This is a genomic window from Pseudogulbenkiania sp. MAI-1, assembly GCF_000527175.1.
Lineage (GTDB): Bacteria > Pseudomonadota > Gammaproteobacteria > Burkholderiales > Chromobacteriaceae > Pseudogulbenkiania.
The window spans coordinates 885278-906434 of sequence record NZ_AZUR01000001.1; the positions used below are offsets into that span (position 1 = coordinate 885278).

The window sequence follows — 21157 nt, forward strand, 5'->3', positions numbered from 1 at the left end:
TCAGTGCACCTCCCGCATTTGTTGTTGATCGATCATCAGGTTTACCTCGGTGCCGGCGGCCAGCAGGTCTTCCGAGCGGCGGTTCAGCTGGTCTACCTGCAGGGTGATGCCGTGGGCCTGCACCTGATAGCGGATGACGTTGCCCAGCAGCTGGTGCTGGCGGATGGTGGCCGGCAGTGGCGTGCCCTGGTGCGCCGGGTAGGCCTGCCCCGGCGTGAAAATCTGGATGGCCTCCGGGCGGATGGCCAGATGGCCGCGGGTTTCCAGCTGCAGCAGGCGGCTGGCTTCGGTGGGTGTCAGCAGGTTGTAGCTGCCCATGAAGCGCGCCACGAACTCGGTGGCCGGGCGGGTGTAGATCATTTCGGCCGAGCCTTCCTGCACGATACGCCCCTGATCCATCACAAAGATGCGGTCGGACATGGTCAGGGCTTCTTCCTGATCATGGGTAACAAACACCGTGGTCAGGCCCAGGCGTTGCTGGATGTCGCGGATTTGCTCACGCAGCGATTTGCGGATGCGGGCATCCAGCGCCGACAGGGGTTCATCCAGCAGCAGGATGCGCGGCTCCACCACCAGTGCGCGCGCCAGCGCCACGCGCTGACGTTGGCCGCCGGACAGTTCGTGCGGGTAGTGCTGTTCCTTGCCGCCCAGTGCCACCAGGCGGACCACGTCGGCTACCTTGCGGGCAATCTCGCTGGCCGGGAGCTTTTGCAGCTTCAGGCCGAAGGCAATGTTCTGTTCCACGCTCATGTTGGGGAATAGCGCATAGCTCTGGAACACCATGCCAATGCCGCGTTTTTGCGGCGCGGCGCGGGTGATGTCCTCGCCGCCGACGCGAATAGCGCCGGCGTCGATGTCGGTCAGCCCGGCCAGGCTGCGCAGCAGCGTGGATTTGCCGCAGCCGCTGGGACCCAGCAGGGTGACGAATTCGCCTTTCCGGAGTGAGAAATTGATGTCCTGGAAGATGGTGGCGGTGCCGTATTTCTTGGCCAGGCCGCTAGCTTCAACGTAACTCATGGCATGTCATCCTATTTGCCGAAACGGGCGGTCAGCCACGTCAGGAACAGTGTGAACAGGAAGTAGCTCATGACGATGGCACTGGTGAAGTGGCCGCTCGTCTGACGCATGTTGTAGAGGTAGACCTGCAGGGTTTCGTAGTGGGAGCCGGCCAGCAGGTTGGCAAACACGAAGTCCCCCAGCAGGAAGGAAAACGCCAGGAACAGCGAGGCCATCAGCCCTTTGCGCAGGTTGGGCAGGATCACCAGCAAAAAGGCCGCGGGGGTGCTGGCACCCAGCAAATGAGCGGCATCCATCAGGTCGCGCACATTGATGCTGGTGAGACTGTTGGCCAGCGAGCGGTACATGAACGGCAGAGCGATGGTGAAATAACAGCCCACCAGAATCCACGGCGTGCCGGTGATGTTGAGCGGGCCATCGGCGTAGATGTTCAGCAAGCCGACCGAGGTCACGACCGGCGGCACCGCGAACGGAATCAGGATCAGCGCGTTCATCAGCTTGTCCAGGCCGGGAAAGCGGTAGAACACCACGAACACCGCCGGCACGATGATCAGCGTGCTCAGCAGCAGGGTGCCCAGGCACACCGCCAGCGAGCGCCCGAAGGCAGCCAGGAAGGCGCTGTCCTGCCACAGTTGCAGATACCAGCTCAGCGACAGGTCGTCCGGCAGGATGGTGGCGCCCCAGTGTTCGGACAGCGAATACAGCAGGGTGGCCAGCACCGGTACGGTCAGCAGCAGAATCAGTACGGCGACCACGCTGCGGTGATAGAGCTCAGCGCGCATGACGGGCTCCTTTCTTCAGCAGCCACTGGTTGACGGCGGTGACCAGCAGCAACATCAGCATCAGCAATACCGACAGGGCGGCGGCTACGTTCGGCTCCAGAAAGATGTCGCCGGAAACCAGGCTGGCAATGCGTACCGTGATCAGGTTGAAGTTGCCCTGCGTCAGCGCATAGGCACTGGCGTAGGCGCCGATGGCGTTGGCAAACAACAGGATGAACGTCCCCAGAATGGCGGGGGCCAGCACCGGCAGGCCCACGTAGCGCCAGTATTGCCACAGCCGGGCGCCCAAGAGCGAGGCCGCGGCCTGCCAGTCATCGTCCAGCGAATCGAATGCCGGATACAGCAGCAGCACGCCCAGCGGAATCTGGAAGTAGGTGTAGATCAGGATCACGCCGTTGCTGGAGTACAGGCGGAAGTCCTCGATCACCCCCCACTGGCGCAGCAGCAGGGTCAGCGCGCCGTTGGTGCCCACCAGAATGATGAAGGCGAAGGCGAGCGGTACGCCGGTGAGGTTGCTGGTCATATTGGTGATCGACACCACCAGCCGGCGCAGCCTGCCGGAAACCCGGCGCAAAGAGGCCGCTCCCAGCAGCGAAATCACCAACCCGATCACGCTGGACCACACGGAAATGCGCAGGCTGTTGTCGAAGGCCTGGCGATAGAACGGCGAGGACAGGATGTCGCTGTAGTTGGCCAGCGACAGGCCCTGCTCGGTGTGCACGCTGTTGATCAGCACCCACGCCATCGGCGCCAGACTGAACAGGATCAGCATGGCGAAAAAGGGCAGCAGCAACAGCGCCGCCGGCCAGTGCCGCCACCGTGAGCGCGGCCGCACCTGCACGGCAGGCTTGCCGGCAAGGGGGAGCGATGTGGTTTTCATGACAAGAGTAACTCCGGGTTACGCGGTTTGGTGTGGCGCAGGCCCAGCAGGTCGGCGGCGAGGCCGCATAGCTCGGTCTGTTGCACACGGATATCCGGCCGCTTGCTGAAACGTTGACCGAACACGAACAGGGGCACCAGTCGCTCTTCCGGCAGCAGGCCGCCGTGACTACCATCCCGGTTCATGCCGTGATCACTGGTGATCAGTACCTGGTAGCCCGCGGCTAACCATCCGGGCAGGTATTCGGCCAGCCGCTTGTCAATGCGGCGTGCCGAATTGCGGTACTGTGCGCTGTCGTAGCCGTGGCGATGCCCCGCCACGTCGGTTTCCATCGGGTGCACCAGCAGAAAATCCGGCTGGTGCTTGAGCCTTAGAGCCTCGGCATCCAGCAGCACGTGGTCATCCGGGTAGTCGTCGCCGTGGTAGAACACGCCATGCTGAATCGGCAGGCGGCTGTCATCGGTGAAGCGGTCGCGCACGGCCACGTAAGGCGCCCGGTTGTACAGCTCGGCTATCCAGCAATACGCCGCCGCCGCGGTGGCCAGACCGGCATCGCGCGCCAGGTGGAAGAGGCTTTGCTGGCTGGAGGCCGGGACGGCGTCGTTGTGCACGATGCCGCTATGCACCGGCGCCATCCCGCTGAGAATGCATTCGTACAACGGGCGCGACAGCGAAGGCAGCGCACACTGCAGTTGGTAAAGGCAGGCCTGATCAGCCTCGCACAGTCCTTGCAGGTAGCCCATGCCATCATGGGCCGCCTGCCAGGCCAGACCGTCGATCAATACCAGGATGACCTTGCTGGACATGGCAGGCGCCCCCTTACTGCATGTTCACCATGACCGTTTCCTGCCACTGGCGCGGCAGCTTCTTGGTCGAGTCCTCCCAGGCGGCGAAGTCGCGGATCGGCTTGGCTGCCTTGTACTGGCTGGCGGGCAGCAGCTTGGCCTGCACGTCGGCCGGGATCTGCACATTGCTGCGGATCGGTCGGGCATAGCCGCGCGCCAGGTTGACCTGGCCCGCATCGCTCAGCACGTATTCGCGTACCAGCTTGGCGGCGTTCGGGTGCTTGGCGTACTTGTTGATGATGGTGGTGTAACCGGTGGTGACCGAGCCATCGGTGGGAATGCTCACGGTGAAGCGCTTGCTGTCGATGCGGTCGCGGTAGCTCAGCGAGGTGAAATCCCACAGGATGCCGACTTCAATCTCCCCCTTTTCCAGGTTGGCCAGGCTCGGGTCGATCAGCGACAGGCGCCCCTGCTTGGCCAGCTGGCCGAAGAACTCCAGTGCCGGTTTCAGGTTTTTCTCGTCGCCGCCACGGGCCAGCGCGGCGGCGAGCACGGCGCTGTTGGCACGGGCGGAAACCCCCACGGCACCCAGCGTGACCTTGTACTTGCCTTTCAGCAGGTCGGCCCAGGATTTGGGCGGCTCTTTCACCAACTGGTTGTTGGTGATGAAGGAAATGGTGCCGGTATAGGCCAGCACCCAATGGCCGTCCTTGTCCTTGGCCCAGGCCGGAATATCGTTCCAGGTGCTGGGCTTGTACGGCTGGGTCAGTCCTTTTTGCAGCGCCACCGGGCCAAACGTGTGGCCAACGTCGCCGATATCCGCCGTCGCATTGGTTTTTTCGGCCTCGAACTTGGCCAGTTCTTCTGCCGAGCTCAGATCGGTATCACGGTGACTCAGACCATATTTCTGGGTAACCTGCGCCCAGGTGTCTTTCCAGTTGGCCCAGTCGTCGGGCATGCCCACGCTATAAACGGCGCCTTCTTTCTTGGCGGCCTGGGTCAGGGCTGTGAGGTTCTCCGCATTGGCCTGTGCCACGCTGAGGCAAAGCCCCCCGGATACGACGCTAACCAGCAAGTTTTTCATGACTTCTCCTTTGGACTAGACCAGATTTGAACTGCAGGCCAACCTTAGTCCAGTGGCTTTCTGGCTGTCAATCGCGCTGCGTGTTGCTGGGCAGCAAAAACGCGAGCGCACGGGGTTTGTTATTTGCTAACTCGTTGATTTGTAATAATGTATGCAAAGATGTGTCGTGTGGTTTTCTTTGCAGGTTTACCGGATGGACAGCACTGTCATTACCTTGACATGTCTTTGAGAAATCATGATTTCGTGATAGATTTGCCATTAATGTGAAATACTGGAGTAGTCCAATTGGCTGCAATTGAGCGCAACACCACTCTGGCCGCCCAGATCAGGCAGTCGCTGGAGATGCAAATCGATAGCAAATTGCTGCTGCCGGGCGTCAAGCTGCCGTCGGAGCGCGAGCTTTCCGAGTTGTTCGACACCACACGGACGACGGTAAAGGAGGCGCTGCTGGCGATGGAGGCCGAAGGGCGCATCTATTGCGAAGACCGCCGCGGCTGGTTTGTCGCCCCGCCCAGGCTGATATACAACCCGCTGTACCGTTCCCCCTTTCACCAGATCGTTACCGAACAGAAGCGGCAACTGGAAACCCTGGTGCTGTCATCGCGCACCATCGTGGCCACGCCGACACTGTGCCAGGAGCTGGAGCTGCCCACCCTGTCGCGGGTGAACGAGGTCACGCGGCTGCGCAAGCTGGATGGTCGCGTGGTACTGCTGGCACGGCACTATCTGAAACCGGAGCGCTTTCCCGGCATTCTGGAACATGACCTGAGCCAGTCGCTGACCACGCTTTACGAGCAGCAGTACGGGGTGCGCTATGGCCGTTCCCGTTTCGAGATCAACCCCACGGCCGCCTGGGGCGAGGTGGCGCAGGCACTGATGCTGACCCAGGGCAGCCCGATCTTGCTGATTTCCTGCGTCAACTACGATCAGCATGGCGAGATCATCGATTGCGACCATGAATACTGGCGCCACGACGCGGTACGCATTCTGGTGGATAGCCAGGAGTTGGAGCGGATGAAGGCAAATACCTTGCTGTGAGGCATGGCCAGTCCAGACCTTGCCGCCGATGGGCGTCGCACGGAGCGACTGCGTTTCAGGCCTCCAGGGTGTTCCGCACAAACAGGGTCGAAAACAGTGGAGCCAAGTTGGAAACAGCCGCCGACTCTTGCCTGGCAAGGCCCGGCGGCTGTTTCCCGTGGTGAGGTGAAGTGGCCGGGCGGCGGTTACGCTGCCGTCGCGCCCCGTGCCGCATGCCGACGGGCAAAAGCCTCGAACCACGGCAAGCTCTCCGGGTTGGCCATGGTGTCGGGGTTGGCCACTTTTTCGAGCGGGTGGCCGAGCAGCAGTTTCTTGATCGGCAGCTCCATCTTCTTGCCCGACAAGGTGCGTGGAATCGCGTCGACCTGGAAGATGTCGTTGGGCACGTGCCGCGCCGACAGGGCGACCTTGATGCGGTCACGGATCAGGCCGGTCAATTCGGGCGTCAGGTCGATGCCGGGGCGCAGCACCACGAACAGCGGCATGTAGGATTCGCGGCCCAGGTATTCCAGGTCCACCACCATGCTGTCCAGCACTTCCGGCAGGTCTTCCACGGCACGATACAGCTCGCTGGTGCCCATGCGGATGCCATGGCGGTTGATGGTGGCATCGGAGCGGCCGTAAATCACCGCGCCGCCGCGCGGGGTGATGCGCACCCAGTCGCCATGCCGCCAGATGCCGGGGTAGACGTCGAAATAGCTGTCGCGGTAACGGGCGTTGTCCTTGTCGTTCCAGAAACAGAACGGCATCGACGGCATCGGCGCGGTACAGACCAGTTCTCCCACCTCGTCCAGGAGCGGCTGGCCGGCGTCGTCGAAGGCCGCCACGCTGGCGCCGAGACAGCGGCACTGGATTTCGCCCAGGTACACCGGCAGGGTCGGGGTGCCGGCGACAAAGCAGCTGGCGAAATCGGTGCCGCCGGACAGGCTGTTGATCCAGACCGGGCCGACGTTGTCCAACAGCCACTGGTAACCTTCCGGCGGCAGCGGCGAGCCGGTGGAGCCGATGCCGCGCAGCTGGCCGAGATCGGCCAGTTCCTTGGGGACCACCCCGGCCTTGAGGCAGGAGAGGTAGAAAGCGGCTCCGGCGCCGAAGAACGTGACGCGGGCATCGCTGGCGAAGCGCCACAGCGCGCCCAGGTCCGGGGTGCCGGGGTTGCCGTCGAACAGGCAGAGGGTGTTGCCCAGCAGCAGGCCGCCCACCTGGATGTTCCACATGATCCACCCGGTGCTGGAGTACCAGTGGAAGCGGTCGCCTGGGGCGAGATCGAGATGAAAGGCGCCGAACTTGAGATGTTCGATCAGCACGCCGCCCTGGGAGTGCACGATAGGCTTGGGCATGCCGGTGGTGCCGGAGGAGTACACCACCCACAGCGGATGATCGAACGGCACGTGCTCCAGCTGCAGCGGCACCTCGCCGGCGGTAGCCTGTTGCCAGCTGATGGCGTCGGGGAAGGCGGCAAGGTTGGCCTCATGTCCCAGGTTGGGCAGCAGCACAACATGCCGGATGCTGGGCAGCTCGGCCACGATGGCCTGCAGCAGCTCGCTGCGGTCGTGTGTCTTGCCGCCATAGCGGTAGCCGTCCACCGCGATGATGGCCTTGGGTTCGATCTGGCGGAAGCGGTCCAGCACGGCGAGCTGGCCCATGTCGGGGGCGCAGGCGGACCAGACGGCGCCGATGCTGGCTACCGCCAGCAGGGCGACCACGGTTTCCGGAAGATTGGGCAGGTAGGCCACCACGCGGTCACCCTTGGCGATGCCCATGCCGCGCAGCGTGGCGGCCAGCGCGGCCACCTGGCGTTGCAGCTCGGCCCAGGACAGCGCGCGATCCTCGCCGCTTTCGTTGCGGCTGATGATGGCGGGGTGGGTGTCGGTGGCATGGCGGAACACCTGCTCGACGTAGTTGAGTTCGACGCCCGGAAACCACTCGGCCCCCGGCATCTGCGCCGAGGCGAGCGCCTTGCCGCGCGGGGTGCGCGAGGGTACGGCAAAGTAGTCCCACACCGCGCCCCAGAACGTGTCCAGATCGGCCACCGACCATTGCCACAGGGCTTCGTAGTCGTCGAAGGCCAGCCCGTGGGTTTGCTGCAGCCAGTTGCTGAAGGCGGTTACCTGGGCATTGCGGCGGGTCTGCTCGGAAGGTTGCCAAGCGATGATGGGGGTTTCCATGCGTATTCTCCAGTAGGGTGGGCAGCCTTGCCGGCGGGCAGGGCACGGCTGCGCGGATTCGTTGCCGGACGTGTCGCTCAGGCGGCCATGGCCTGTTGCATGGCGCGCAGCAGGCGGGCGGCGGGGACGGCACCCGATAGCGCATAACGCCGGTTGAAGGCAAAACCGGGCACGCCGCCGATGCCATAAGCCTGCGCCGCCTGCTGGCCTTGGCGCAGGAAGACCGCGCTGTCCGGGGCTGCCGGCGGGAGCAGGCAATCCGCCGTTTCGGCATGGGGCAGGCCGAAGCGGGCGGCGAGGCGGGCCAGGTAGGTGGTGTCGCCGATGTTCTCCCCTTGCATGAAGTAGCCGTCGTAAAGCGCTTCGATCAGGGCCAGTTGTTGTTGCCCGCCGCATCGGCGGCCCAGGTATTGCACCAGGCGGTGCGCGGCCAGCGTGTTGGGCAGCACGTCGATGGCATCGAAGTTGAAACGCAGGCCCACGCCGTCAGCGGCTTCCTGCACCTCTGCGCGGCGACGCGTGACCGCCTCCGGACTGCCAGGCGCCGCAAGTAGAATGGCTGGTAGGGCAAACCTTGAGCGGGTGTATCCGGCAGCAGAATGAATGGCGTCCAGTGCAGCTGGATCTCTGCTTCAGGGTTGGCCGCAGTGAACTGGCGCAGGGCGTTGTCCAGGTGACGCTTGCCGATCAGGCACCAGGGGCAGATGAGGTCGAACAGCACTTCGATGGACAGGATGGGGCTCATGGATATCTTGCGAATCGGGTGGAGGGATGCCGGCCGCCGAGGCGGCGGCATCACCGGACGACGGGAGGGCGATTACAGTAGTTCCTGGATCAATACTTCCACTTGCGGCCATTCGCCATAGCCGGCCGCCGGGTTGAGGTGGCCGACGGCGCCGACGTTCACCAGGCGGCTCCCCCAAGCGTCGGCCAATGCGCTGATGCGCTCCAGTTTGCCCAAGGGATCGTTGGTACTGGCCGCCACGATGCTCGGGAACGGCAGCGGCTGGCGCGGAATCGGCAGCCAGCCGTTGGCCGCAATGGTGTCCGGCGACGGATAGCCCTCGGGCATCGGCGACTCCAGGTCGGCCGGAGCCGCCAACACCGCGCCGTGGATGGCGCGCTGATGACGCTGCGCCCACTGGACCACGATCATGCAGCCGGCGCTGTGGGCCACCAGGATGACCGGTCCGTCGATGCATGACAGCGCCTCTTCAAGAGCCGCCACGCGGGCGGAGCAGCTGAGCTTGTCGTGTTCCAGCGGCGGCACCGAAGCGATCGGGCGGCCTTCTTTCCGCCACTTTTCTTCCAGCAGGGTTTGCCAGTGTGCCGGCACATGGTCGCGCAGGCCGGGAACGATCAGGATGGTCGGTGTGTTTGACATGGCAAGGTATAAGGATCAGGGTTGAAAATTAGCCCTGTCGCGCCGTGAGGCGCTCCAGGTCGCGGGTGTAGTGGCGTTTGCCGATGGCGAAGGCGGCGGCGGCGAAGGAAACCAGCGGAACCAGATGCAGTGCGTTCATCAGGCCGATATGGTCGGCCAGCACACCGGTGACGAAGGGTCCGGGAGCCAGGCCCAGCAGGTTCCCGCGCTGACCCCGGTGTGTGTATCCGGCCCTGTCGCTCTGTCCGACACTTCCCCTATCTCCACTTCTCCTTCCTTCGAGCACCTTGTCGTGTGGTAACAGCTCTGAGGTCAACGTGTTGCATTGCCAGGCTGTCAACCTAGCGCTTGCTTGAATTTTTAACAAAAGTTCGGCACACTAGACGTATCAAATTAGACGACGGCTTTCCCTGGCGCTGTACGACCACCTCGGCTACCACGCCTACGAGCAGAAGCTGGATGCGTTGTTGGCCAGGGCAAGTAATCACAGACCATATCGGGTTGGCCGAAGACTCATCGAACAAACCGCAGGCCGCCCCACATCGCCTTTACAGAGAGGAGGAGGAAATGAGCGAAGTCGTTCTTACCGCCAAACCGAAGAAATCGGTCGCCCTGTCCGGCGTGGCCGCTGGCAACGCCGCGCTGTGCACCGTCGGCCGCAGCGGCAACGACCTGCACTACCGCGGCTACGATATCCTGACCAGCGGCTGGAGCGCGCGCGTGATCGAACAGCGCATCGACGGCAAGATCATCCGTCCGTCGGCCAATTACATCGGGCCGGAAGACCAGGCCTTCATACCACAGGCCTTGCGCTAAGCCGTGGCAGGCATGGACATGACCTGGCAACACCTGGCGGCTTCCGGGAGAGAGCAGGTGAACGTCTCTCTCGGCGTCGGGCTGACCCTGGTTGCCTGTGGCACCTTGTGTCATGAAGACACCGGCACGCTCCTTAGCTACCGTATGTGTACTAATCGTAAGGGATGGGTGAACCAGGTCGTCATCGATGCCGCCATGCCACTGAATGCCAAGCTCAAGCTGCAACGTCGTACTGATGGGCGTTGGCTGATCAACGACTTGGAACGCCCCGAATTCGATGGTTGCACCGAGTTCGATCTGCAATGCAGTGGCCTGACCATTTCTTTCCCGATCCGCCGCCTAAAGCTGGAGGTAGGGGAGCACCAAGAGAGGGCATCGCTGTTCATCAGGCTGCCGCAGTTGGTTTTGGAGATTTGTCAGCAGAGCTATACCCGTCTTCCTGATCAGAACGGGAAGGCGCGCTACTTGTACCGTTCACCCGTGTATAGCTCAGAAATCACGGTCGATGCACTTGGTTTGGCTGAACACGTAGGCGGTTTGCTGCACCGAGTCCGGCATGCCTGAAACCCTTGCAGGTGATTGGAGGCCTCTTTTGTCCGTTCTTGCCAGGACACCCCACGCCGCCGCGTTTGTACAAGCCCGTGGTGTAAGGCATTTTATTGGGTCTTCTTTGATAAAAGATTCACCATTTGCATGGTGCGACCAAGGTAATAACTGCGGGAATAATGTCCTGAACCTATCCGGAAAGTGAAAAAGCCATCAAATGGCAAGGTGTTGCGAGGGACTGCGAACTGCTTTCATTGCCTCCTTAGGACTAAGTCGAACATGACCACTCTCAAGAAAATTCTGGTAGCCAACCGCAGCGAGATCGCCATCCGCGTGATGCGCGCCGCCGCCGAGATGAACATCCGTACCGTCGCCATCTACGCCGACGAAGACAAGCTCGCCCTGCACCGCTTCAAGGCCGACGAGGCCTATCAGGTCGGTGCCGGCAAGAAGCCCATCGCCGCCTACCTCGATATCGACGACATCCTGCGCATCGCCAGGGAAGCCAACGTCGACGCCATCCACCCCGGCTACGGCTTTTTGTCCGAGAACCCCGAGTTCGCCGAGGCCTGCGCGGCGGCCGGGATCGCCTTCATCGGCCCTCGCCCCGAGGTGATGCGCCAGCTCGGCAACAAGGTCTCCGCACGTGAACTGGCCGAGCAGGCCGGCGTGCCGGTGGTGCCGGCCACCGGGGCGCTGCCGTACGACCTGGCCGAGGCGCAACGGATGGCGGCCGAAGTCGGCTACCCGCTGATGCTCAAGGCGAGCTGGGGCGGCGGCGGGCGCGGCATGCGCGTGGTGGAGAACGAAGGCGAGCTGGCCGGGGCGATGGAGGTGGCGCGGCGCGAGGCCAAGGCGGCGTTCGGCAACGACGAGGTCTACCTGGAGAAGCTGGTGCGGCGCGCCCACCACGTCGAGGTGCAGATCCTCGGCGACACACACGGCAACCTGGTGCACCTGTTCGAGCGCGACTGCTCGGTGCAGCGCCGCAACCAGAAGGTCGTCGAGCGCGCCCCGGCGCCGTATCTGTCGGAAGAGCAACGCGCCGCACTGTGCGCGGCGGCGCTGAAGCTCGCGCGTGCGGTCGATTACACCCATGCCGGCACGGTCGAGTTCCTGATGGACGCCGACACCGGCGCGTTCTACTTCATCGAGGTCAACCCGCGTATCCAGGTGGAACACACCGTGACCGAGGCGGTCACCGGGGTCGACATCGTCAAGGCGCAGATCCGCATCACCGAGGGCGCGAAGATCGGCGAGGAGGACAGCTTCGTGCCGGCGCAGCCCGACATCCGCCTGTCCGGCCACGCGCTGCAATGCCGCGTGACGACGGAAGACCCCGAGAACGGCTTCACCCCGGACTACGGCCGCCTCACCGCCTACCGCAGCGCGGCCGGCTTCGGCGTGCGCCTGGACGGCGGCACCGCCTACAGCGGCGCGGTGATCACGCCGTACTACGACTCGCTGCTGGTCAAGGTCACCGCCTGGGGCCACAGCGCGGCCGAGGCCAACGCGCGCATGGACCGCGCGCTGCGCGAGTTCCGCATCCGGGGGGTATCGAGCAACCTGGCTTTCCTCGAGAACGTCATCGCTCACCCCTCCTTCGTCTCGGGCCAGTGCACCACGCGCTTCATCGACAGCACGCCCGAGCTGTTCCAGTTCGCGCCGCGCCGCGACCGCGCCACCAAGCTGCTGGAGTTCCTCGGCAACGTCACCGTCAACGGCAACCCCGAAATGAAGGGCCGCGCCGTGCCCAGCCCGATGCCGGGTCCGGCGCGCCGGCCCGACCTCAAACTGGCCGGCCCACTGCCGACCGGCACACGCGACCGCCTCCAGGCACTCGGGGCCGAAGGCTTCACGCAATGGATGCGCGAGCAGAAGCCCGTGCTGATCACCGACACCACGATGCGCGACGCGCACCAGTCGCTGTTCGCGACGCGCCTGCGCTCGGCCGACATGCTGGCGATCGCACCGCACTACGCCCGTCTGGCGCCACAGTTGTTCTCGCTGGAGTGCTGGGGCGGCGCGACCTTCGACGTGGCGATGCGCTTCCTCAAGGAAGACCCGTGGCAGCGCCTGGCGGGCTTGCGCGAGGCGGTGCCGAACATCCTGCTGCAGATGCTGCTGAGGGCCTCCAACGCGGTCGGCTACACCAACTACCCCGACAACGTGGTGCGCCACTTCATCCAGCAGGCGGCCGAAGGCGGCATCGATCTGTTCCGCGTGTTCGACTCCTTGAACGCCGTCGACAACATGCGCGTGGCGATGGACGCGGTGCGCGACACCGGCAAGCTGTGCGAAGCGGCAATCTGCTACACCGGGGACCTGTTCGATAGCCGCCGGCGCTACGACCTGCACTACTACGTCTCGATGGCGAAGGAACTGGAGCAAGCCGGCGCCCACATCCTGGCGATCAAGGACATGGCCGGCATCGCCCGACCGCGCGCGATCACCGCGCTGGTCAAAGCGCTGAAGCAGGAGGTCGGCCTGCCGATCCACTTCCACACCCACGACACCTCCGGTATCGCGGCGGCGAGTGTGCTGGCGGCCATCGAGGCCGGCGTCGACGCGGTGGACGCGGCACTGGACGCCATGAGCGGCCTCACCTCGCAGCCCAACCTCGGCTCCATCGTCGCCGCGCTCGAAGGCTCGGAGCGTGATCCGGGGCTGGACCGGAAGCACCTGCAGCAGCTCTCGACCTACTGGGAGGGCGTGCGCCAGTGCTACGCGCCGTACGAGGCCGACATGCGCGCCGGCACGTCGGAGGTGTACCGCCACGAGATGCCGGGCGGGCAGGTGACCAACCTGCGCGAGCAGGCGCGCTCGCTCGGCATCGAAGCGCGCTGGCCCGAGGTGGCCGAGGCCTATGCCCAGGTCAATCTGCTGTTCGGCGACATCGTCAAGGTGACCCCGACCTCCAAGGTCGTCGGTGACATGGCGCTGTTCATGGTCTCGAACGGCCTGACGCCGGAAGACGTGCGTGACCCGGCCAAGCCGATCGACTTCCCCGAGTCGGTGGTGTCCCTGTTCAAGGGCGAACTGGGTACGCCGGCGCACGGCTTCCCCGAGGGGCTACAGCGCAAGGTGCTGAAGGGCGAGCCGCCGCTGACCGGACGTCCGGGGGCCGTGATGGCGCCGGTCGATCTGGACGGCAAGAAGGCCCAACTCGCCCAGACCCTGGGCCGCGCGGTCAGCGAACAGGACCTGGCCTCGTCGCTGATGTACCCCAAGGTGTTCCAGGACTTCGCCGAGCACCAGGCGCGCTACGGCGACGTCTCCACCGTGCCCACCACGGCCTTCTTCTACGGCCTCACCGAGGGCGAGGAAATCGCCGTCGAGCTGGAGCGCGGCAAGACGCTGGTGGTGCAGCTCTTGGGGAGAGCCGACACGAGCGACGGCCACGTCAAGCTGTTCTTCGAACTGAACGGCCAGCCGCGCCTGGTCAAGGTGGCCAAGGACGGCGTGCAGGCCGCGTCCCAGCAGCCGCAGGCCGACCCGGACAACCCGCACCACGTCGGCGCGCCGATGCCGGGCATGGTCAGCACCGTCGCCGTCCAGCCCGGCCAGGCGGTGGCCAAGGGCGACACCCTGCTCACGCTGGAGGCGATGAAGATGGAGGTGGCGGTGAAGGCCGAGCGCGACGGCGTGATCAAGCAGGTGCTGGTGAGCTCGGGCAGCCGCATCAACAACAAGGATTTGCTGGCTGTCTTTGCTTAAGGAGTAGCACTGTCAGGAGTGTGTGTCTTGCCCCGTTTCTCGCAAGAGGAACGGGGATTTTTTTTGAGCGGTGATGGAGGCTGGTCATTTCACGCTTCAAAGCCATCCCTATCGGCGTTTGTTCCTGTAGTTGCCACGTCACCTCACGCGGCAGCCTCCACTGCAACCGGCAGTTCACGCTCCGGGTTCCGCCAGACCACGTTTTCCAGTTCCCAGCTGCGCGTGTCTTTCGACCAACGCTGCGGCTGACACGCCCAACGGTGGCCGAAGACAGTTCGAGGAAGTGGCAGGGGTAATGGCGTTGGTGCCGGCGTAATCAGTCAGTTGTGCCTGCTACATCATGATGTCATGACCATGTGTCAGGATTGGTTTACCAAAGGTAAGCCTTGACTTTGCGTATTAAAGGAAACATAACATGTTAATGTCGTATTCCAATTTGATTTTTAAATTGAATGGAGCAGGCAAGAACTATGAAAACCATCTTTCTCGTGGATGACTCGGCCACCATCCTGCTCTCCGTCTCCAACATCCTCGCCAAGGCCGGCTACACCGTCGAGAAGGCGGGCAATGCCAACGAAGCCTTGAAGCAGTTCCAGGCCGGCATCAAGGCCGACCTCCTGATCACCGACCTCAACATGCCGGGGATGAACGGCATCGAGTTGATCCAGGAGGTGCGCAAGCTGCCTCACTACCGTTTCATGCCGATCCTGTTCCTGACGACCGAATCGCAACAGGCGAAAAAAGCCGAAGCCAAGGCGGCAGGCGCCTCCGGCTGGATCGTCAAGCCTGCCTCGGCAGACGATCTGCTCAACACAATCAAACTGGTGATGCGCTGACTATGCAACGACTCCTTTTACTGCGGCGCTCCCTGGGCCTGTTCGGGGTCGTCGCCGCCATGGCGGGCCTGAGCGTGTATTTCTTCAATGACTGGTTCAATGGACAACTGCTGCCGGGCCTGGGTTTATCGCAACCGTTGGGCAATGCGATCGGCGCCGTGCTGTTGGTCGCCGCCAGCTACAGCGGCAGCGGATTGCTGTCGTTGGTACTGCTCCGTCAACAGCAATCGGGGCTGTCTCCCCGGCTGGAGCAACTGACGCAGACCGCCAATCAGCTGAACGCGAGCTGCGAAGAGGTGGCCCGCGAGCTGCTGACGGTGCCCACTTACAGCGACGTGTTGCGCAATCACCTCGGAAGCGTGGTGCAGCAGACCGAGCAGGCCGCCTATGACATTACCGAGCGGCTCCAGGCCATCGACAAGGTGGTGGGGCGGCTGAACGAGTTCGTATCGACCAGCTCGTCTCATGCCGATCAACTGGTCCAGAACTCCGAGCAGCATATCCTTGACAACCAGCACCTGATCCGCGAAATGCGCGACTACATCGATCACCGCCTCCATGAAGCCCGCCAGGACCAGGAGCAGATCGGACAGGTGGTCAGCGAGAGCCGCTCGCTGCAGTCGCTGACCCAGCTGATCAAGGACATCGCAGCCCAGACCAACCTGTTGGCGCTCAATGCGGCGATCGAGGCCGCGCGTGCCGGCGAAAGCGGGCGCGGTTTCGCCGTGGTGGCCGACGAGGTCCGCAAACTGTCGCAGGAAACCGAGAAAGCCGTGCTGGCCATCGATCAGGGCATCAAGGGGGTCACGACGACGATCGAAGCGCAGCTGCAGCAGAAGCTGTCCGCGGGCAATCTCAATCGCGAGCAGGCGGCGCTCGGCCGGTTTGCCGATCAGCTCACCGGCCTGGGCCGCAGCTATGAGGAGCTGCTGCGGCACCAGACCCATGTCATCGACAGCGTGAGCGACAGCAGTGCCGAACTCGCGCAGATGTTCATGCATGCCCTCGCTAGTGTGCAGTTCCAGGATGTGGCCCGGCAGCAGCTTGAACATACCGCCGATGCCTTGCACCGCCTGGATGAGCATCTTGGCCTGCTGGCTGCGCGACTGCGGCAACCCGGCGACGGCAGCGGGCGCTACCAGCCGCTCACGGCTCACCTGGAGGCGATTTACAGCGGCTATGTGATGGACCAGCAGCGTCAGGCGCACCATGCCGCAACACAACAGCCTGCCGCCGCCGCCAGTCCCAAGATCGAACTGTTCTGAGAACGCCATGACTCCCCCTCCTGCCCCGGAACGCCAGCGCCTCACCCTCGATGACAACATGACGATCTACCACGCCGCCGCGCAAAAGCAGCAGCTACTCGACGCGCTGGCCGGCGGAGACGGGCTCGAGCTCGATCTTTCGGGCGTCGCCGAGATCGACACCGCCGGCTTCCAGCTGTTGCTGCTCGCCAAGCGCGAAGCACGGCAGCAGGGCAAGCCGCTCCTCATCGTCGCCCACAGCACTGCCGTACGCGAGGTGGTGGATTTTTTCAATGTAGCGGCCGACTTTGGCGATCCGATGCTGATCCCCGCACGCGAAACCACCAATCCTTGACGGGTAAAGTCCATGGACGAACTGCTGACCGTGTTTGTGAGCGAGAGTCGCGAACAATTGGCCGCACTCGAAAGCGCGCTGCTCCAGCTCGAAACGGCCCCCAACGATGCCGATACGCTGAATGCGATTTTCCGCGCCGCCCACACCATCAAAGGCGGGGCCGGTGTCATCGAATGCGACTACATCGTGGCGTTCACCCATGTGGTCGAAAACGTGCTCGATCAACTGCGTAATGGCGACATTCCGGCCGACGCGGACCTGGTCGCCATCCTGTTGGCGTGCAGCGACCACATCGGCCTGCTGCTGAGCGAGCTCGAACAGGGGCATCCCGCGCCGGCCGCCGGACTACAACTCGATGGCGACGCGCTGTTGGCCCGGCTGCAGCACACACCGGCGGAGCCGGGTCAGGTGGAAGCGCTCGCCCTGTCGGCGGGTGCCCCCCTGGAAAACCTCGGGAATGCTCACGCCGAGGACGACTGCTGGCACATCTCGCTGCGCTTCGCGCCCCATGTGCTGCGTAACGGCATGGACCCGTTGTCCTTTCTGCGCTATCTCACCACCCTCGGCCGCATCGTGCATCTGGAGACCCTGGCCGATGCGATGCCGCCGGCCGACGAGATGGACGCCGAGGCATGCTATCTCGGCTTCGAGATCCGCTTTGCCTCGCCGGCGGACAAGACCGCCATCGAGCGCGTATTCGATTTCGTCCGCGACGATTGCACGCTGAACATCCTGCCGCCAGACAGCCGGCTCGCTGACTACCTCGAGCTGATCCAGGCCTTGCCGGAGGGCCCGCTGCGCCTGGGTGAAATCCTGGTGCGGATCGGGGTACTCACGGAGAGCGAACTCGATGCCGGGCTGCAGACGCAGCGTGAGCTTGCCAGTCACGACGCAGCACCGGGAGCCGTCATGCCGCTGGGTGAGATCCTGGTGGAACAGCGCTCGGTGCCGCCGGAACTGGTCGAGGCGGCCGTGGCGCGGCAAGGCCAGCTCGGCGGCAAAAAAATCGCCGAGGCGCGCTCGATCCGCATCCAGGCCGACAAGCTCGACCGGCTGATCGACCTGGTCGGCGAGCTGGTCATCGCCAGCTCCAGTGTCAGCCTGCTCGCCAGTCAGGCCGGCCGTGGCGAGCTGATGGAAGCGGCCTCGCTGTTGATGCGCCTGGTAGAAAGCACCCGCGACTCGGCGCTGCAACTGCGCATGGTGCAAATTGGCGAGACCTTCAGTCGTTTCAACCGTATCGTGCGTGACGTCTCCAAAGAGCTTGGCAAGGAGATCGAACTGGTCATCACCGGCGGTGAGACCGAACTGGACAAAAGCGTGGTGGAGAAGATCAGCGATCCGCTGATCCACCTGGTGCGCAATGCCATCGATCATGGCATCGAATCTCCTGCTCAACGTCAAGCCAGCGGCAAACCGGCACGAGGCCGGCTGGAACTGAACGCCTTTCATGACTCGGGCGCGATTGTCATCGAAGTCCATGATGACGGGGGAGGGCTCAACCGCGACAAGATCGTGGCCAAGGCGCTCGAACGCGAGCTGATTCAGCCGGGGCAGACGCTGAGCGAAGCGGAAATCGACAACCTGATCTTCGAACCGGGGTTCTCCACCGCCGATCAGGTATCCAACCTGTCCGGCCGCGGCGTCGGAATGGACGTGGTCAAGCGCAATATCCAGGGCCTGCGGGGCCGCGTCGACGTCAGTTCGGTGCCGGGGGCCGGCACCCGCTTCTCCATCCGCTTACCGCTGACCCTGGCCATCATCGATGGCTTCCTGGTCGGCGCCGCCCACGCCAACTACGTGGTGCCGCTCGACATGGTGGTCGAGTGCCTGGAATTGCCCCGCCAAGCCAACGACTGCCATTACCTGAACCTGCGTGGCGAGGTGCTGCCCTTTATCCGCCTGCGGGAGCTGTTCGACCTGCCGGGCGCACGGCCGGTGCGTGAAAACGTGGTGGTGGTGAGAACCGGCGGGCAGAAGGCCGGCATCGTGGTCGACCAATTGCTCGGCGAATTCCAGACCGTGATCAAACCACTTGGCCAGCTCTTCCGCAGTTTGCGTGGCATCGGCGGTTCGACCATTCTCGGCAGCGGCGAGGTGGCACTGATTCTCGATGTTTCAGCACTCGTCGCCGGCGCGATCCGACGCGAATCGCGCGAGGTGGGATCCATTCCGGCCGCCTGAGCCGACTACGTTAGCCTCGCTAATAAAGCAAGAAGGGAGTTTGTTTATGTTCGCCAACATGAAAGTGGGCGCCAAACTCGGGTTTGGGTTCGGCATCGTCATCCTGGTGATGATCATCATCTCCGCCATCGGCATCGTGCGCCTCGGGCATCTCAACGACTCGGTCGACACCATGACCAACGACCGCTGGCCGAAGACGGTGATGCTCAACGACATCATCGACAACGCCAACGAAATCGCCATCAGCCTGCGCAACATGATGCTGACGACGACCAAGGAAGACCGCCAGAAAAGCAAGGAGCGAGTGCTGGAATCGCGCAAGACGATCGGCACCATCATCGAGAAGCTGGAGCCCCGGATCACCTTGCCGCGCGGCAAGGAAATGCTGGCCCAGCTCAAGGAACTGCGCGACAGATACATCGCCGGTCAGGAAACCCTGATCCGCCTGGTCGAAGAGGAGCGCATGGATGAGGCGCGGCTGTACCTGCAGAACGAGCTGCGTCCGGTGCTGCGCGCCTATCAGGAGCATGTGAACAAATTCATCAAGTTCCAGGGCGAGCAGATGGACGCCGCGGCCAAGGAGGCTCAGGCCGCTTACCTCGAGGCGCGCAATCTGATGCTGGCGCTGCTGGCGGCGTCCATCGTCATCGCCACCGCCGTCGGCTTCTGGATCACCCGCAACCTGCTGCGCCAGCTCGGGGGCGAGCCCGACTACGCCGCCGCCATTGCGCGCAAGGTGGCCGAGGGCGACCTGACGCAGCAAATCGAGCTGCGCGCCAACGACACGACCAGTCTGCTGGCGGCGATGCGCAACATGGTCGAGCGCCTGTCGCTCACCATCGGCCAGGTACGCTCGGCGGCGGACAACCTGGCCTCCGCCTCGGAACAGGTATCGGCCACCGCCCAGTCGCTGTCGCAAGGTGCGTCCGAACAGGCCGCCTCGGTCGAGGAAATTTCCTCCACGCTGGAGCAGACCACCGCCACGGTGACCCAGAACACCGAGAACGCCAAGGTGACGGACGATATGGCGGCCAAGGCGGCCACCGAAGCGGTCCAAGGCGGCACGGCCGTCAAGGAGACGGTGACGGCGATGCAGGCCATTGCGCAAAAGATCGGCATCATTGACGACATCGCCTACCAGACCAACCTGTTGGCGTTGAATGCCGCCATCGAGGCGGCGCGTGCCGGCGAGCACGGCAAGGGCTTTGCCGTGGTGGCGGCCGAGGTGCGCAAGCTGGCCGAACGCAGCCAGGTGGCGGCGCAAGAAATCGGCGAACTTGCCGGCTCCAGCGTGAAGATGGCCGAGCATGCCGGCAAGCTGCTCGACGAGATGGTGCCGTCGATTCGCAAGACCTCCGATCTGGTACAGGAAATCGCCTCCGCCAGCCAGGAGCAGAGCGCGGGGGTGGCCCAAATCAACCAGGCGGTCGCCCAACTCAACCAGGTGACCCAGCAGAGCGCGTCCTCCTCCGAAGAGTTGGCGGCGACCTCGGAAGAAATGGGGGCGCAAGCCGAACAGCTGCAGGGGCTGATGGCCTTCTTCCGCACCGGCGACACCGGCCGGTTGCATAACCCGGCGCCGCACCGCAACACAGCCGCCGCGCATCGTGCCAGTCCGACCCCGACACGCCCGGCCACGCCGTCGCTCCCGGTCGCCGCCGAACCGGAATTCGAGCGATTCTGAGGAGCCGCCATGGGACAAAGTACCGCGCTTGCCCGCTACGACGCACCGGCCGCGCCCGTGGCCGACCCCGGCATCCAGCAATACCTGACCTTCACGCTGAACGCCGAGGTGTTCGCTGTCGGCATTCTCAATATCAAGGAGATCATCGAGTATGGCCAGTTGACCGAGATCCCGCTGATGCCGGCCTTCATCCGTGGTGTGATCAACCTGCGCGGAGCCGTCGTGCCGGTCATCGACCTCTCGGCGCGCTTCGGCGCACCGCCGACCGCCGTGGCACGCCGCACCTGCATCGTCATCGTCGAAATGCATCACCTCGTCGATGGCAGCGCCGCTCGGCAGGACATCGGAATCCTGGTCGACAGCGTGAACGAGGTGCTGGAAATTCCGGCGGGCGAGATCGAACCGCCCCCCGCCTTCGGTGCCCATATCCGCGCCGACTTCATTCGTGGCATGGGCAAGGTGGCGGGCAGCTTCGTCATCATTCTCGATCTGGACCGTGTGCTCTCGATCGACGAGATGAGCCAGATCGCCTTGGTGGGGCAGGAGAGCGGAAGCGGAGGCTAGCCAATCCTCGTCACGGTCGTGATGGGGGCATTGGATGGCAAGCCCAACGATGCAGGGCGGTCGTTGGGCCTGA

17 protein-coding genes and 2 pseudogenes are annotated in these 21157 nt (G+C 63.8%); 10 read left to right on the forward strand and 9 right to left on the reverse strand.

The annotated features are described in order from the left end of the window. From PSEMAI1_RS0104050 to PSEMAI1_RS0104070, 5 genes are read right to left on the reverse strand one after another with little or no spacing between them, the layout of a single operon-like run. Complete coding sequence (locus tag PSEMAI1_RS0104050) at positions 1 to 1017, reverse strand: ABC transporter ATP-binding protein (protein WP_024301632.1); 1017 nt, start codon at positions 1015 to 1017, stop codon at positions 1 to 3. An 11-nt stretch (positions 1018 to 1028) separates the two neighbouring features. Continuing rightward, positions 1029 to 1799 carry an ABC transporter permease gene (locus PSEMAI1_RS0104055; protein WP_024301633.1) on the reverse strand — a complete coding sequence of 257 codons (771 nt, stop codon included), beginning with the start codon at positions 1797 to 1799 and terminating at the stop codon, positions 1029 to 1031. Then, positions 1789 to 2679 carry an ABC transporter permease subunit gene (locus tag PSEMAI1_RS0104060; RefSeq protein ID WP_024301634.1) on the reverse strand — a complete coding sequence of 297 codons (891 nt, stop codon included), beginning with the start codon at positions 2677 to 2679 and terminating at the stop codon, positions 1789 to 1791. Before PSEMAI1_RS0104060 ends, PSEMAI1_RS0104055 begins: the two co-directional genes overlap by 11 nt. After that, positions 2676 to 3485, reverse strand: a complete 810-nt coding sequence (locus PSEMAI1_RS0104065; RefSeq protein WP_024301635.1) for an alkaline phosphatase family protein — start codon at positions 3483 to 3485, stop codon at positions 2676 to 2678. Before PSEMAI1_RS0104065 ends, PSEMAI1_RS0104060 begins: the two co-directional genes overlap by 4 nt. 13 nt (positions 3486 to 3498) lie before the next feature. Next, a complete protein-coding gene (locus tag PSEMAI1_RS0104070) occupies positions 3499 to 4548 on the reverse strand; it encodes an ABC transporter substrate-binding protein (protein ID WP_029770490.1) in 1050 nt (349 codons plus the stop codon). A 285-nt stretch (positions 4549 to 4833) separates the two neighbouring features. Here PSEMAI1_RS0104070 and PSEMAI1_RS0104075 point away from each other — a divergent pair, with 285 nt between their 5' ends. Next, a complete protein-coding gene (locus PSEMAI1_RS0104075) occupies positions 4834 to 5586 on the forward strand; it encodes a UTRA domain-containing protein (RefSeq protein ID WP_024301637.1) in 753 nt (250 codons plus the stop codon). 185 nt (positions 5587 to 5771) lie between these two features. On the opposite strand, the gene PSEMAI1_RS0104080 is transcribed toward PSEMAI1_RS0104075, so the two are convergent. From PSEMAI1_RS0104080 to PSEMAI1_RS0104090, 4 genes and pseudogenes are all read right to left on the reverse strand, one after another. Beyond that, positions 5772 to 7754, reverse strand: a complete 1983-nt coding sequence (locus PSEMAI1_RS0104080) for an acetoacetate--CoA ligase (protein WP_024301638.1) — start codon at positions 7752 to 7754, stop codon at positions 5772 to 5774. 77 nt (positions 7755 to 7831) lie between these two features. Then, on the reverse strand, positions 7832 to 8368 hold the full coding sequence (locus PSEMAI1_RS22290; RefSeq protein WP_084612614.1) for a DsbA family protein: 537 nt from the start codon (positions 8366 to 8368) through the stop codon (positions 7832 to 7834). Then, positions 8326 to 8550: pseudogene (locus PSEMAI1_RS22455) on the reverse strand (DsbA family protein); the annotation flags it as partial. The gene PSEMAI1_RS22290 and the pseudogene PSEMAI1_RS22455, both read right to left, overlap by 43 nt. A gap of 21 nt (positions 8551 to 8571) precedes the next feature. After that, complete coding sequence (locus PSEMAI1_RS0104090) at positions 8572 to 9138, reverse strand: alpha/beta hydrolase (protein WP_024301639.1); 567 nt, start codon at positions 9136 to 9138, stop codon at positions 8572 to 8574. Between the two features lie 567 nt (positions 9139 to 9705). Here PSEMAI1_RS0104090 and PSEMAI1_RS21655 point away from each other — a divergent pair. From PSEMAI1_RS21655 to PSEMAI1_RS0104140, 9 genes and pseudogenes are all read left to right on the forward strand, one after another. Beyond that, positions 9706 to 9837 (forward strand): annotated as a pseudogene (locus PSEMAI1_RS21655) (2-methylcitrate synthase); the annotation flags it as partial. A gap of 135 nt (positions 9838 to 9972) precedes the next feature. After that, the gene (locus PSEMAI1_RS20840) at positions 9973 to 10518 is read left to right on the forward strand and encodes a putative glycolipid-binding domain-containing protein (protein WP_024301641.1); all 546 of its coding nucleotides are present in this window, start codon (positions 9973 to 9975) and stop codon (positions 10516 to 10518) included. A 261-nt stretch (positions 10519 to 10779) separates the two neighbouring features. Continuing rightward, positions 10780 to 14217 (forward strand): pyruvate carboxylase, encoded by a 3438-nt coding sequence (locus PSEMAI1_RS0104110; protein ID WP_024301642.1) that lies wholly within the window; start codon positions 10780 to 10782, stop codon positions 14215 to 14217. A gap of 470 nt (positions 14218 to 14687) precedes the next feature. After that, positions 14688 to 15053, forward strand: a complete 366-nt coding sequence (locus PSEMAI1_RS0104115) for a response regulator (RefSeq protein WP_024301643.1) — start codon at positions 14688 to 14690, stop codon at positions 15051 to 15053. A 2-nt stretch (positions 15054 to 15055) separates the two neighbouring features. Continuing rightward, on the forward strand, positions 15056 to 16318 hold the full coding sequence (locus tag PSEMAI1_RS0104120) for a methyl-accepting chemotaxis protein (RefSeq protein ID WP_024301644.1): 1263 nt from the start codon (positions 15056 to 15058) through the stop codon (positions 16316 to 16318). A 7-nt stretch (positions 16319 to 16325) separates the two neighbouring features. Further along, positions 16326 to 16652, forward strand: a complete 327-nt coding sequence (locus PSEMAI1_RS0104125) for a lipid asymmetry maintenance protein MlaB (protein WP_024301645.1) — start codon at positions 16326 to 16328, stop codon at positions 16650 to 16652. Between the two features lie 12 nt (positions 16653 to 16664). Then, on the forward strand, positions 16665 to 18836 hold the full coding sequence (locus tag PSEMAI1_RS0104130; RefSeq protein ID WP_024301646.1) for a chemotaxis protein CheA: 2172 nt from the start codon (positions 16665 to 16667) through the stop codon (positions 18834 to 18836). Positions 18837 to 18882: 46 nt separating this feature from the next. Further along, positions 18883 to 20520: a methyl-accepting chemotaxis protein gene (locus PSEMAI1_RS0104135; RefSeq protein ID WP_024301647.1), complete on the forward strand. Its 1638-nt coding sequence runs from the start codon at positions 18883 to 18885 to the stop codon at positions 20518 to 20520. A gap of 9 nt (positions 20521 to 20529) precedes the next feature. After that, positions 20530 to 21084: a chemotaxis protein CheW gene (locus PSEMAI1_RS0104140; RefSeq protein WP_024301648.1), complete on the forward strand. Its 555-nt coding sequence runs from the start codon at positions 20530 to 20532 to the stop codon at positions 21082 to 21084. Positions 21085 to 21157 lie beyond the last annotated feature (73 nt).